Below are 14,003 nucleotides of genomic sequence, written 5' to 3'. Positions count from 1 at the left end.
AAATTAAAAAACCCCAAATTAAATGAAGTCAAAATTACTCTTTCTAACTATTTTATTCTCAGCAATTACCGCTTTCTCGCAAACTAATTTTGAACCAGGTTATATTATTCAAACCAATGGTACAAAAGTAGATTGCTTAATAAAAAATGAAGACTGGAAAGGAAGTCCGACTACATTTATTTATAAACTTGGGGAAAATGGGGAGACTAAAATAGGAACTCTTGCCAATGTAAATGAATTTGGTTCCGGCCAATCTTTTAAATACGTAAAAGCAACGATTAAAGTAGACCAATCTAGCGATAATATAAATTCTCTTACGGATAATCGCAATCCTGAGATGAAAGAAGAAACACTTTTTCTAAAAACATTGGTGGAGGGTAAAGCATCACTTTATTTCACTTCAAGAGAAAACATATCGCTTTATTTTTATAGTAAAGATGGCGGAAAAATAGAACAGCTTATTCATAAGAGATATATGGTAACCCGAACTAAAATGGGTAAAAACGAACGCTATAAGCAACAACTTGCTACAGATTTAAACTGTACTTCCTTAAATGAGAATAGTTATGAAAGCCTTCAATACAAACACTCTAATTTGGTTAATATAATTATTAAATATAACAAATGCGAAAATGCTGAAACCATCGTATACCAAAAGAATTCGCAGAAAGCTAAATTTAATTTAAGCATACGTCCGGGGGTAACTTTTTCTTCTTTTTCAATGCAAAGAAGAGGTGATGAACAATTAAACTTTGACAGCAACACCGGTATTAGAATTGGGTTGGAAGCGGAGTATGTACTTCCCTTTAATAATGGTAAATGGTCTATTTTTATTGAACCAACCTACCGTAACTACAAATCTGAGAAGGAACATCTGTTTGTAGATATGCTTACGTTTCAACGATACACGCTTATATCTGTAAATTACGAATCTATTGAGCTTCCGGTAGGTGGGCGCCATTATATGTATTTAAATAAAGACGCAGCATTTTTTATTGATGCTGCAGTTATAATGGATTTAACAACGCTAGGTTCTGAAATTAATTCAAGCGCTGAAACCAGCTACGATCTTAATGTTATGGCTGATGCTGCGGTAGCTTTCGGGGTAGGATTTAGATTTAAAGATAAATACAGCATAGAAGCTAGGTACCACAGTTCGCGTAAGCTTTTAAACTACGACAATATAGATTCAGCATATAATTCATTTGCCATAATTGCTGGGTTCAATTTTCTATAAAAGCTGCGGATAAATTGATTATTTTTAGAGAATGAAAAAAGTTCTCTTTATAATCCTAGGAAGTATTTTGGCTTTGTATCTACTTTACTTCGCCTTTGTCTATTTTGTGCCTTACAGTGAAGGAACACGCGCAGGCGAGCTAATAAAGTTCAGTCATCGCGGAGTGGTTATTAAAACTTGGGAAGGCGAAATAAGCCAAGGTATTAGCGGCGCGCAGATTTTTTCCTTTTCAGTTTTGGACCAAGATAAGGACGTTATTGAAAATTTAAAGAAATTCCAGGGTAACTATGTGAAGGTTACTTATATTGAACGATTTGCAAGCTTTGCAATTTGGGGTGAGACAAATTATTTTATTACCGATGTTGAATTAGAAAATTCGCCTCACTTCAATCGAAATTAAATTAGGCTAACTTTCCCGAATTACTTTTTGGCGATTTTTAGGGTGGTTTGCATATTTTTTGAAATAACTTTCACAAAATACAAACCACTATTTAACCTGCTCATATCCACTTGGGTTACTTTGCCCATTCCTTTTCCTTCCGAAACAAGTGTACCCAATACATTATAAACTTGGTAGCTATCAATTTTGAAAATAGAAGAAATAGTAAGATTATTTTTTACCGGATTGGGGTAGAAATTTAGATTTTTTACAAACTTATCTTCAGTAGAAAGCTTGTTAACAACCGTAACTTTGCCGTGCATTAAAGGGTTCGAATCGTTTTGGTACTCCGTTACCCCTGTTTTTGAAAAAGTATACGAAAAGTCGTTATTCACGTCTTTTAATGTACCGCTATCAAAATATTCACTTCCGTTGGGAAGGGCAGTCACACTTTTTTGAGAAGCATCGATCCACGTCCATAGAACGGTGTCGCCAACCTCAATTGTTGGACTGGCAACAGATTCGTTAATCCCTTGTTCCCACGCAATTTCAACAACATTCTGCGCAGCGAGGATGTTAATTGCAATAAAACAAAAGAACATTGTAATTTTTTTCATAAATGAACGGTCTAGTAGGTTAGTAATCTAATTTACGAAAAATTATTAACACAAAATCTGATGATAACGAAATATACTGTTATTTACTTAGATACATTTTTCTACGTGCGTAAAGGTCGTAAAACGCATCATCTTTTAAACTATCTATAAAAAGTATGCTCTCGCCGGTACTTTTCATCTCTGGGCCTAATTGTTTGTTTACGTTCGGGAATTTGTTGAAACTAAACACAGGTTGTTTAATTGCAAATCCTTCTAGCTTCGGGTTAAAGTTAAAATCGGTCACTTTGTTATGGCCTAACATTACTTTGGTAGCGTAATTAACATAAGGTTCGCCGTATGCTTTCGCAATAAACGGAACCGTACGCGAAGCTCGTGGATTGGCTTCAATAATATATACTATATCATCTTTTATAGCGAACTGAACATTTATTAAACCAACCGTATTTAATGATTTGGCTATTTTAATTGTATGGTCTTTTATTTGTTGCATTACAAATTCACCAATATTAAAAGGTGGCAATGTTGCGTTTGAATCGCCCGAATGAATTCCACAAGGCTCAATGTGTTCCATTATTCCAATGATGTATACATTTTCACCGTCGCAGATTGCATCGGCTTCTGCTTCAATAGCACCATCTAAATAATGATCTAACAACAATTTGTTATTCGGAATTTTACGAAGCAAATCTACCACGTGCTCTTCCAATTCTTTTTTGTTGATTACAATTTTCATTCCCTGACCTCCCAAAACATAAGAAGGACGAATTAAAAGTGGAAAGTCAAGTACATCGGCAAGCGCTAAAGCTTCTTCCGTTGTTTCGGCAACTCCAAATTCTGGGTAAGGAATGTTATTTTCTTTTAAAATATTCGAAAAACTTCCGCGGTCTTCGGCTAAATCTAAAGACTTATAGGTTGTTCCAATAATATTTATACCGTAGCGATCTAGTTTTTCAGCAAGTTTCAATGCTGTTTGTCCGCCCAATTGAACAATAACGCCTTCGGGGTTTTCGTGACGAATTATGTCGTAAATATGTTCCCAAAAAACAGGTTCAAAGTAAAGCTTGTCTGCAACGTCAAAATCTGTAGAAACAGTTTCGGGGTTACAGTTTATCATTATTGTTTCGTACCCACATTCTGCAGCTGCCAATACACCGTGCACGCAACAGTAATCGAATTCGATACCCTGCCCTATCCTATTTGGACCAGAACCGAGTACAATAATTTTCTTCTTTGCAGTTACAATACTATCGTTTTCAGCGTAGGCTTTTTCACCCTCTAGCTGCATTTCATTCTCAAAAGTAGAATAGTAATAAGGTGTTTCCGCTTTAAATTCTGCAGCACAAGTATCTACTAATTTATAAACGCGTTGAATATTCATATCCTCACGTTTCTTATAAATTTGGCTTTCCAAACATTTCAGCATATGCGCAATCTGTCGATCGCCGTAACCTTTTTGTTTAGCTTCCAAAAGCAATTCTCTCGGAAGTGTTTCCAAAGTATATTTTGAAATCTCCTTCTCCAAAAGATATAATTCTTCGTATTGACGAAGAAACCACATATCAATTTTAGTGATTTCGTGAATTCTACTCAAAGGAATTCCGATCTGAATTGCATCATAAATCACAAATACACGATCCCAACTTGCATTTTTCAGTTTATCGAGAATTTGCTCGTAGTTAGTGTAGCTTTTTCCGTCGGCGCCAATTCCATTTCTCTTAATTTCTAGAGATTGTGTAGCCTTGTGAAGCGCTTCCTGAAAAGAACGGCCAATACCCATCACTTCTCCAACGGATTTCATTTGCAATCCTAAAGTTCGGTCTGATCCTTCAAATTTATCAAAATTCCAACGTGGAATTTTCACAATTACATAATCTAAAGTCGGTTCAAACAACGCTGAAGTAGATTTTGTAATTTGGTTTTTTAACTCATCGAGTCTATAACCAATTGCAAGTTTAGTTGCTATTTTAGCGATTGGATACCCCGTTGCCTTTGAAGCCAACGCTGAAGAGCGAGACACACGCGGGTTAATTTCAATTGCAATTATTTCTTCATCTTCATCAGGGCTCACTGCAAACTGAACATTACATCCACCTGCAAAATCGCCAATGCTACGCATCATCAATATTGCCATATCTCGCATTCTTTGAAAAGTGCGATCATTTAGCGTCATTGCTGGAGCCACTGTTATGGAATCTCCTGTGTGGATTCCCATTGGGTCCATATTTTCAATGGTACAGATAATAACCACATTATCATTATTGTCGCGAAGTAGTTCTAGTTCGTACTCCTTCCAACCCATCATTGCTTTATCAATCATCACTTCGTGAATTGGAGAAATCTCCAAACCGTATGATAAAAGCTCATCAAAATCTTCTTCTTTGTAAACGATGGACGCACCCGCGCCACCTAAGGTGTAAGAGGCTCTAATAACCAGCGGGAAACCAAACTCCTGCGCAATTTCTTTTCCTTGTAAGTATGAATTTGCTGTAGCTTGAGGCGCCATTTTCACGCCTATTCTTTCCATCAATAATCTAAACTTTTCACGGTCTTCTGTAATGTTTATGGCGTCAATATCTACACCTATTAGCTTTACGCCAAAATCTTTCCAAATTCCTTTTTCATCTGCTTCAATACACAAGTTAAGTGCTGTTTGCCCGCCCATTGTTGGCAAAACAGCATCTATTTGTGGATGCTCTTTTAATATTTTTACGAGTGATTTTGTAGTAAGTGGCAATAAGTAAATATGATCGGCCATAGAAGGATCGGTCATAATGGTTGCCGGATTGCTATTAATCAAAATGGTTTCTATCCCATCTTCGCGCAAAGAACGAAGCGATTGTGAACCGGAATAGTCAAACTCACAAGCTTGACCGATTACGATAGGACCTGAACCAATAATTAGAACTGATTTTATGGAAGGGTTTTTAGGCATTTTGTTTACTTTTTCGGTGCTGCAAAATTACGGCACATTAGGGTATAAAAAAAAGGTGTTGCTTAGTTAAACAACACCTTTTATATATAATTTATCAACATTATTTTTTGTGACGACTTTCAGTAGATACAGATAGTTTCTTTCTGCCTTTCGCTCTGCGGGCAGCCAATACCTTTCTTCCGTTTACAGAAGCCATACGCTCTCTAAAACCGTGTTTGTTTCTTCTTTTTCTTTTTGATGGCTGAAATGTTCTTTTGCTCATTATAGTATTCTTTAACTTCCGTTATATCTTTAGACACTCTACCCTCTTCAAAAGTTGGGCTCGTTTGCCAAAGCAGTTATTTGCGTAGGCGGGTGCAAAAATACAACAAGTTTTCACTTAGGCAAACCTTTTTTGAAAAATATCTGTATTTTTTTTCATTCCTAATTTAACGTCACTATATTAAATACGCAGATAAAAGAAATTCCCTTCAAAGCTACAAAATATTCTCAAAAAGCATTTGGTTTTTATACCTTTGCAGGCTCTTATAAAGATGACACATGTTTAACAAAAATATAAAATTAGTTTTGGCTGCATTGGTAATTGGTGCAGCTGTTTGGCAATTCACCGAAACAAATATCGGCAACGGCATAATGTTGATATTACTTGCATTGATGTTCGTTTTTCTCTACTTTAAAAATGAAATCATCCTGCTTGCCTTTCTTCGTCTTCGGAAACAAGATTTTCCAGGTGCAAAAAAATGGTTAGATAAAATAAAAAACCCAAGCGGCGCTTTAGTGGCTAAACAAGAAGGTTATTACAACTATTTAAACGGTTTAATGATTTCGCAAACCAATATGGTTGAAGCCGAAAAGCACTTCAAAAAAGCTGAAAAGTTAGGTTTAAATATGTCTGCAGACATGGCAATGACAAAACTAAACCTTGCCGGAATTGCGATGACCAAAAATCGTAAGCGCGAGGCAGAACAGCTTATGACCGAGGCTAAAAATCTGGACAAACACAATATGCTGGACGATCAAATAAAAATGATGAAGCAGCAAATGAAGAAAATGGGTCAACCTCGCCAACAATTTGGCAAGAGTGGTCGTGGCGGCGGCGGCAGAAAATTTTAAGTTAACTCCCTCAGCTTCCTGTTTTTAAGCATATTGCAGTTAATCGATTTTAAACCACCCTTGGTCGAATAGCCGAATAAGAGACTATGTAAAAGCTTATCTTCACTAAAAGCATTTTGCTTATGGAAAGAAAGCTACTTTACCTGTTCTTATTACTATTCTTTTCCGCACAATCACAGATTGAGCAAAGGACTTTTTTTTCTGAAGCTATTGGAAAAAACATAAAACATTACACGAGAAATTCGCAAAAAGCATACACCGAGCAGAATTTTGAACGTGCTGAGTTCTTATTTGATTCCCTAATAAATAACGTGGTAAATGGTAGTTATCTTGACAACTTCAAAGTGCGAAAACTTTCAAGTAGAAAAACTACGCTTTATAAGTTTGAAAAGCCAATTTTCTTAATGACCTACGCATCTTGGTGCACACCCGGTATTGGAGAAATTCCCGCTTTAAACGAAATTGCTGAAAAATATTACAAAGACATAGATTTTGTAATTCTGTTTTGGGATTCAAAAGAAAGTGTTCGCAAATCTACACACGATTATTCTAATAGAATAAATATAATCTACGTAGATGAAAAGGAGAATACAAACGACCACGTGGTCGAAATAATGAAGCACAGCCTTGGTTTTCCCACTTCATTTTTTATAGATGAAAACAAACGTATTGTAGATGTTCGGCGAGGCGCACTTCACCCTTATAACGAAAAATACGAGATTTCTTTCGAGCTAAACTACAATTCCTTTTTAAACGGAATTTCACTTCTGAAAACCTTGGTAGACGACGATAAATCGCGATTTGCTTCAAAAGAAAACCCGTAGAAATTTTACTTTATACGGGTTTTAAAATTTTATAATTAAGGTCTACTTATAATAACCCTTTTCAGGAATTTCAATAAAATATTCCTTTCCCGAAGAATTTTTAAGATACGTATCACGCAGCCACGGATTGTGAAGCTTCAAGATTTTATAGTTAATTCCATAGGGTTTTATCCATTCTGCCCAATCTTCAACCGCAGTATCCACTTTAACCTGATAAGTAGGAATGTTAGTATAAAGATCCTTTTCTCTAAAATTGAAACCATATTTTTGCGGATTCTCCATTATTTCCTTTATCGCCAAAATTCTAAATACATACCTGCTGGTTTCGGTATTTAGTAATAAATCGTAATAACTGGTTTCTTTCTGACGGTTTATTTGTTTGTTCATTCCTCCTACTCCCGCATTATATGAAGCAGCAGCCATAGTCCAGCTACCAAATTTATTTTTAGATTTCTTTAAATATTCTGCCGCTACCATTGTGGCTTTTTCAAGATTATAGCGTTCGTCTACATAATCATTTATCTCAAGTCCGTATTCTAATCCGGTGCCTTTCATAAAATGCCAAATACCTGAAGCACCCGCTGGCGAACTTGTAAATTCTAAGCCACTTTCAGCCACAGCTAAATATTTAAAATCATCTGGCAAACCATATTTTTTCAAAAGGGGTTCTATTAACGGAAAATACCTATTTGCCCGCTTAAAAAGCAGAAGCCCATTGGACTGCCAATAGGTGTTAACCAAAAGTTCCCGATCCATTCGCTCTCTAATATCTGGATTGTAAAGTGGAACAGATTCACCCGCAAATTCCATTTTTTCAGGTAATGGAAGCGCGTAAACATTATAGTCGTTAACTAATTTCTTCTCAAGATTTGCATCTGTCGGCGCATCCTGCACCGCGTTAATACTCACGGCGCTCACCGCTAAAATAGCGATACCTACTCCTATTTTACCTATCATTTTCATCTGTATAATCTTTTTATTTTTGAATATTTCTTAAGCCTTTATCATATTTTGGAATGCCTTAATTGCTAGTTTTAACTTTAAATAAGAGAGAATAACTTGCAACTTATAAAATACGAATTTTTTAATTAAAGATAGTGAATTCAGCTACTTTTTAAACCGGAATGCAATAATTATTCCTCGAAAATTTCCAAAAGTTTTTCCGAAATTTTCCTGCCTTTATTTAAAATCATAATATGTGTTCCGCCTTTAATAACTTGGCAATTATCAATATATTTTATTGGGAAGACCATATCTTTTTCACCGTGGAGATGAACAATGTTATTAATTTGTTCTTTCCGATCCCAAGTAATCATTTTTTCGAGTGCCCAGTCTAAATATTGTTTATCGCGAACGTGAAGATATTCCTGATAAAGAGACAACCTTTTCTGGGTTTTAGGTCCAATTGAAAACTTGGTTAAATCGTCTACACTTAAAACCAAACTCGTGGGAATTAACTTATATGCCTTGGTGAAACTAGCAAGCTTGATACGTCGTGGAAGCTCATTTCTAGATTTCACACTCGAAATAATAATGAGTTTTTTCAACTTTAAAAACTCGCTCATTTCTTGCACCACTACTCCTCCAAAAGAAACGCCAATCAAGATTGCATTCTTTTCTTTTACGCGCAAAGCCATCCTTTTTGCATAAACTTCTAAAGCTTCCCCAATTTCGGGAATTAGCCACTCCAAAATATGGATTTCGTATTTTTCAGTAAATTTAATGTTTCTAAAAATTTCACTTCCGGCAGCCAAGCCAGGAACAAAATAGACATGCATTGTTACAGAGTTCATAAGTCTTTTGTGAAGAAAATGGTAAAGCCCAAAGATTATTCGTAAATTTACGAATACAAAGATAGAATTATATACTAGTTTCTTATCAACTGAATAATATCAGTCATAATTTGCTTTGAAAACAAATCGAACAACCAGTAATTGCTTAAACAAAAATAGATTTTTATTCTACCAAATCATCTATATAATAGCCCATCCCCTTCACTCCATTACAAACACATTATTCCAAATCTAAAATAAATCATAATGATTGAAGATGTAGAAATTACCGATAACGAATTTTTAAGACAGTTCGAACTAGAAATTGGCGACAATATGGCTCGCATAGAATACGCACTGCAGGACCGAAAAATATTTCTTACCAAGTATGAAATGTCTGAAGAACTCGAAGAGCAAGGCTTTAGAGAAATTTTTATTAAAGCCGTTTTTGAGGAAGTAAAAAACCGAGGCATTAGCTTAGTACCAACAAGTCCAGAAGTTGCTGGTTTTATGCGAAAAAACCGTAGAAAATATAAGGATTTATTGCCAGTTGGTATAAATATTTAAGCCAAGGCAGCTTCCGTCACCTTAAACCGAACTAAACCATCTTCATCAATTTCGGTGAGTTTAATTTCTTGTAAAGTGTTTACTAATTCTGGATTCCAGGGTGCTTTCACTTTTACGTAGTTTTCGGTGAAACCGTGAATATAGCCTTCTTTATTTTCGCCCTCAAAAAGAACAGTTCGGATTGTTCCAAGTTGACTTTCATAGAAAGCTCTTCGCTTTTTTGCGGAAAGCCCACGCAACATTTTACTGCGTTTGCTTCGCACTTTTGTAGGCACCACATCTTCCATTTCGGCGGCAGGTGTATTGTCTCTTTCCGAATACGTAAAAACGTGTAAATACGAAATATCAAGTTCATTTAAAAAATGATACGTTTCTAAAAACCGTTCATTCGTTTCTCCTGGAAATCCAACGATTACGTCAACGCCTATGCAGGCGTGCGGCATTACTTCGCGAATTTTAGCAACACGCTCTGTGTAAAGCTCGCTCATATACCGACGGCGCATCAACTTTAAAATAGCATCGCTCCCACTTTGCAATGGAATATGGAAATGCGGAACAAAAGTTTTCGATTTTGAAACAAATTCTATGGTTTCATTTTTCAAAAGATTAGGTTCAATTGAAGAAATACGAAGTCGCTCAATACCTTTCACTTCATCTAAAGCCTTTACAAGGTCCAGAAAAGTGTGTTCGTGTTTTTTATTTCCGAACTCACCTTTTCCATAATCACCGATGTTTACGCCTGTTAAAACGATTTCCTTAATTCCCTGTGCTGAAATATCTGATGCATTTTGCAAAACATTATCCAAAGTATCGCTTCGCGAAATACCGCGAGCAAGCGGAATAGTGCAATACGTACATTTATAATCGCAGCCGTCCTGAACTTTCAAAAAAGCGCGGGTTCTGTCGCCAATAGAATACGATCCCACGTAAAAATCTGCATCTTCTATATCGCAGGAATGCACTTCGGCTTTCCCTCTTATTCGGTCGGGCACAGAAAGTAAATCGTTAATATATGAGGTAAGTTTAAATTTTTCTGTTGCACCCAATACCAAATCAACGCCATCAACATCTGCCAATTCGTGTGGTTTCAGCTGGGCGTAACACCCCACTGCTGCAACAAATGCTTCTGGATTCGCTTTTTGTGCGTGCTTAACAATGGTTTTAAAACGCTTATCAGCATTTTCAGTTACGCTGCAGGTATTAATAACATAAATATCTGCTTTTTCAGAAAAATCTACGCGGTCAAAACCCTCTCCTTCAAAACTTCTGGCAATTGTAGAAGTTTCACTGAAGTTCAGTTTACAGCCTAACGTGTAAAAAGCGACTTTTTTTGGTGCGTTCATTATTGTATTTTTGGCAATTGAGGGCACAAAAATACAAACTAAAATCGGTTCCCAAAAACACATGCAGAAGCCTTTAAAAAATCTAATACTACTATTTTCAGCCTGTTGCGCCTCACTCTTTTTGCTATCCTGCGGAAATGACATAGAAACAGATCGAGACCATCTCGTTTTCCGCTATAACGAGCACGGAAACATTCCAACGCTAGACCCTGCCTTTGCTCGTAATCCACAAGCTATTTGGCCAGACAACCAGCTTTATAATGGATTAGTTCAACTCGACGATTCGTTGAATATTAAACCAGACATCGCCAAAAGTTGGGAAGTGAATGATTCAACTTATACATATACATTTTACCTGAGAGACGATGTTTTTTTTCACCAAAACAAAGCTTTTGCACAAGATGGACTTCACGAACCAACCCGCTATACACGAAGAGTTGTAGCGCAAGATTTTGTATATAGTTTTGACAGACTTACTGACGAAAAGGTAGCCTCTTCCGGAAGTTGGGTGATGAATTACGTAAAAAGCTACAAAGCTCAAGACGACAACACATTGGTTATTCAACTAAAACAACCGTTTCCTGCGTTTCTGGGATTGCTTTCAATGCGCTATTGCTCGGTAGTTCCGAAGGAAGCCGTGGAATTTTACGGAAATGAATTTAGAAGAAATCCTGTGGGCACCGGTCCTTTTCAGTTTAAAATGTGGGAGGAAAATGTAAAACTGGTATTCCGAAAAAATCCTCTTTATTTTGAAAGAGATGAAAACGGAGAAAAACTTCCCTATTTAGAAGCCGTAGCAATCACTTTTCTACCCGATAAACAGAGTGAATTTTTACAATTCGCACAAGAAGAACTCGATTTTATTTCAGGTTTGGACGGTAGTTATAAAGACGAACTTTTAACTACTCACGGCAAACTTCAGTCAAAATATGAAGATATGGCCTACATGATTACGGGGCCGTATTTGAACACGGAATATCTCGGTTTTTTCCTCGGTACGAATACGCCCGAAATACAAAGCAAAACCTTACGCCAAGCTATAAATTATGGTTTCGACCGTCAAAAGATGGTAATGTATTTGCGTAATGGAATGGGTATTCCTGCCACTCACGGTTTTATTCCGAAAGGATTGCCAGGTTACGCCGAAATAGACGGATACTCTTATCAACCCGAAAAAGCACAGCAATTAATTGAACAATATAAAATAGAAACTGGCGATTCAAAACCAGAGATAACCATTGGTACGAATAGCCAATATTTAGATTTATGCGAATATGTGCAACGCGAGCTTGAAAAACTTGGAATTGCCGTAACGATAGACGTAATGCCGCCTTCCACGCTTCGCCAGATGAAGAGCAGCGGAGAGCTAGATATTTTTAGAGCTAGCTGGATTGCAGATTATCCCGATGCCGAAAACTATCTTTCACTATTTTACAGCCCTAACTTTGCGCCAAATGGCCCTAATTATATGCATTTCAAAAATCAGCTTTATGATAGTCTTTATGTGAAATCGCTTTCAATTTCAAATATTGACGAACGTAAAGTATTATACACAAAAATGGATTCTATTATTGTAGATGAAGCGCCCGTAGTGCCTTTGTTTTATGACATGGCTGTTCGTTTTGTAAACAAAAAAGTTTCGGGTTTGGGTATTAATCCACAGAATTTTTTGATTTTGAAGTACGTAAAGAAATCAAAATAATTTGTAAATTACTTTTTTAAAAAAATAAAAAGTAATCTATGGGATTTGGAGGTTCGGCAGCCGCAATGGCACAATCAATTCGCAATAATGCGAAGCAACTAGCCAAACGAGATAAATATTTTAAAAAAGACGTTGTCTCTTCCAACGAAAACTACGGCAAAATTGTTGACTACAAAAAAATGTCGCCTGCCCAGTTTACTGCCTTTAAACAAAAATTAAAAGAGAACGAATTACGCCGTCAAAAACGTTTAACTATTGTTTTTGGCGGCGTAATGTTGGTAGTAGTTGGTGTGTTGATTTACTTTTTATTTTTTCATTAGGCTTTTCGCCATTTTGCAGTTTCTTCAAAAACGTGCTCTAAAATCTTTGCCTCTGTTTCTGTGAACTCAATATTTCTTCGGCTCATAACCACTTTTGCAACTTCAAAAGCCTTATCGGTTTTGTAGGTTGTGAAACCTCCACTACCACCCCAACTAAAGCTGGGAATGTAATTTCGAGGAAAACCGCTGCCAAAGATATTCGCACTAACGCCTACAACTGTTCCAGTATTAAACATTGTATTAATGCCACATTTGCTGTGATCGCCCATCATCATCCCACAGAATTGTAATCCGGTTCTCGCGAAACCTTCAGTTTCGTAATCCCAAAGACGAACTTCAGCGTAGTTATTTTTTAAGTTTGAATTGTTTGTGTCAGCACCCAAATTGCACCATTCTCCTATAACAGAATTGCCTAAAAACCCATCGTGCCCTTTATTCGAAAATCCAAAAAGCACAGAGTTGTTCACTTCTCCCCCAACTTTACAATGTGGACCAATGGTAGTGTTACTATAAATTTTAGCACCCATTTTCAAAGTAGAATGTTTGCATAGTGCAAATGGGCCACGCACTAATGCGCCTTCCATAATTTCGGCATCTTTCCCAATATAGATTGGTCCTTCGGAAGCATTTAAAGTGCAAAATTCTATTCTTGCGCCTTCTTCAATAAAAATATTTTCGGGGTTTTTTGCCCAAACTCCTTCGGGAATAGGTTGCGATTCACGGTCTTTGGTAAGCATTTCAAAATCGCGCTTTATCGCTTCACCGTTTTTTGAGAAGATATCCCAAGTGTGCTCAATTCGCAGAATGTCGTTGTGCTCGTATTGAATTACATCAAAAGTGTCAAAATCTACTTCCTGTCCTTCTGTTGTGAAAAAAGCAATTGGTTCGTCATCAAAAAATACAGCTTGATTTTCTGATAAGCCTTTAATTATGTTCGCCAAATTTTCTGAAGGAAGAAAGGAAGCATTTATTAAAATGTTCTTTTCCAATTCTAAAAAAGGATATTTTTCAGAAAGATAATCTTCGGTTACTGTAGTTGTAGTGAAACCTAAAAGGTGTTCCCACTTTTCGCGAATGGTTAAAATACCCACACGGATATCTGCCACTGGGCGCGTAAATGTAAACGGTAAAAGCTGGTTACGGACGCTGCCGTCAAAAAGGATGTAGTTCATTTTTTGCTTTAAAATGTCGTTTAGA

14 protein-coding genes are annotated in these 14,003 nt (G+C 36.5%); 7 read left to right on the top strand and 7 right to left on the bottom strand.

Features of this window, described 5'->3' with window-relative positions:
• Window positions 1–22 precede the first annotated feature (22 nt).
• Both AC3RVG_RS00915 and AC3RVG_RS00910 read left to right on the top strand, forming a co-directional pair.
• On the top strand, window positions 23–1,237 hold the full coding sequence (locus AC3RVG_RS00915; protein WP_489689546.1) for a porin family protein: 1,215 nt from the start codon (window positions 23–25) through the stop codon (window positions 1,235–1,237).
• Between the two features lie 31 nt (window positions 1,238–1,268).
• Complete coding sequence (locus AC3RVG_RS00910) at window positions 1,269–1,637, top strand: 6-phosphogluconate dehydrogenase (RefSeq protein WP_489689545.1); 369 nt, start codon at window positions 1,269–1,271, stop codon at window positions 1,635–1,637.
• 20 nt (window positions 1,638–1,657) lie between these two features.
• Here AC3RVG_RS00910 and AC3RVG_RS00905 read toward each other — a convergent pair whose 3' ends face one another.
• The 3 genes from AC3RVG_RS00905 to rpmH form a co-directional block, all read right to left on the bottom strand.
• The gene (locus AC3RVG_RS00905) at window positions 1,658–2,233 is read right to left on the bottom strand and encodes a T9SS type A sorting domain-containing protein (RefSeq protein ID WP_489689544.1); all 576 of its coding nucleotides are present in this window, start codon (window positions 2,231–2,233) and stop codon (window positions 1,658–1,660) included.
• A 79-nt stretch (window positions 2,234–2,312) separates the two neighbouring features.
• Window positions 2,313–5,165, bottom strand: coding sequence for a carbamoyl-phosphate synthase large subunit (gene carB / locus AC3RVG_RS00900; RefSeq protein WP_489689543.1), 2,853 nt, complete (start codon window positions 5,163–5,165; stop codon window positions 2,313–2,315).
• A gap of 100 nt (window positions 5,166–5,265) precedes the next feature.
• Window positions 5,266–5,427, bottom strand: coding sequence for a 50S ribosomal protein L34 (rpmH, locus tag AC3RVG_RS00895; protein ID WP_111882075.1), 162 nt, complete (start codon window positions 5,425–5,427; stop codon window positions 5,266–5,268).
• Between the two features lie 278 nt (window positions 5,428–5,705).
• Between rpmH and AC3RVG_RS00890 the strand changes: the two genes are divergently transcribed.
• On the top strand, window positions 5,706–6,278 hold the full coding sequence (locus AC3RVG_RS00890) for a DUF2892 domain-containing protein (protein WP_489689542.1): 573 nt from the start codon (window positions 5,706–5,708) through the stop codon (window positions 6,276–6,278).
• A 122-nt stretch (window positions 6,279–6,400) separates the two neighbouring features.
• Window positions 6,401–7,102, top strand: coding sequence for a TlpA family protein disulfide reductase (locus AC3RVG_RS00885; RefSeq protein ID WP_489689541.1), 702 nt, complete (start codon window positions 6,401–6,403; stop codon window positions 7,100–7,102).
• A gap of 42 nt (window positions 7,103–7,144) precedes the next feature.
• On the opposite strand, the gene AC3RVG_RS00880 is transcribed toward AC3RVG_RS00885, so the two are convergent.
• Together AC3RVG_RS00880 and AC3RVG_RS00875 are read right to left on the bottom strand one after the other, a co-directional pair.
• The gene (locus AC3RVG_RS00880; protein ID WP_489689540.1) at window positions 7,145–8,065 is read right to left on the bottom strand and encodes a lytic transglycosylase domain-containing protein; all 921 of its coding nucleotides are present in this window, start codon (window positions 8,063–8,065) and stop codon (window positions 7,145–7,147) included.
• A 170-nt stretch (window positions 8,066–8,235) separates the two neighbouring features.
• A complete protein-coding gene (locus tag AC3RVG_RS00875; protein ID WP_489689539.1) occupies window positions 8,236–8,895 on the bottom strand; it encodes an alpha/beta hydrolase in 660 nt (219 codons plus the stop codon).
• Window positions 8,896–9,141: 246 nt separating this feature from the next.
• On the opposite strand from AC3RVG_RS00875, the gene AC3RVG_RS00870 reads away from it, so the two are divergent.
• The gene (locus tag AC3RVG_RS00870) at window positions 9,142–9,441 is read left to right on the top strand and encodes a GNAT family N-acetyltransferase (RefSeq protein ID WP_489689538.1); all 300 of its coding nucleotides are present in this window, start codon (window positions 9,142–9,144) and stop codon (window positions 9,439–9,441) included.
• On the opposite strand, the gene mtaB is transcribed toward AC3RVG_RS00870, so the two are convergent.
• Window positions 9,438–10,784: a tRNA (N(6)-L-threonylcarbamoyladenosine(37)-C(2))-methylthiotransferase MtaB gene (gene mtaB / locus AC3RVG_RS00865; protein WP_489689537.1), complete on the bottom strand. Its 1,347-nt coding sequence runs from the start codon at window positions 10,782–10,784 to the stop codon at window positions 9,438–9,440. The genes AC3RVG_RS00870 and mtaB overlap by 4 nt on opposite strands.
• 61 nt (window positions 10,785–10,845) lie before the next feature.
• Between mtaB and AC3RVG_RS00860 the strand changes: the two genes are divergently transcribed.
• Together AC3RVG_RS00860 and AC3RVG_RS00855 are read left to right on the top strand one after the other, a co-directional pair.
• Complete coding sequence (locus tag AC3RVG_RS00860) at window positions 10,846–12,486, top strand: ABC transporter substrate-binding protein (RefSeq protein WP_489689536.1); 1,641 nt, start codon at window positions 10,846–10,848, stop codon at window positions 12,484–12,486.
• Between the two features lie 38 nt (window positions 12,487–12,524).
• Window positions 12,525–12,806, top strand: a complete 282-nt coding sequence (locus AC3RVG_RS00855) for a hypothetical protein (RefSeq protein ID WP_489689535.1) — start codon at window positions 12,525–12,527, stop codon at window positions 12,804–12,806.
• On the opposite strand, the gene AC3RVG_RS00850 is transcribed toward AC3RVG_RS00855, so the two are convergent.
• Window positions 12,803–13,978 (bottom strand): GlmU family protein, encoded by a 1,176-nt coding sequence (locus AC3RVG_RS00850; protein ID WP_489689534.1) that lies wholly within the window; start codon window positions 13,976–13,978, stop codon window positions 12,803–12,805. The two genes, AC3RVG_RS00855 and AC3RVG_RS00850, sit on opposite strands and share 4 nt — an antisense overlap.
• Window positions 13,979–14,003 lie beyond the last annotated feature (25 nt).

This window comes from Aequorivita sp. IT1282 (assembly GCF_058068205.1).
The sequence above is the reverse complement of the archived record's forward strand: the minus strand, read 5'-3'. Positions and strand labels throughout refer to the sequence as shown.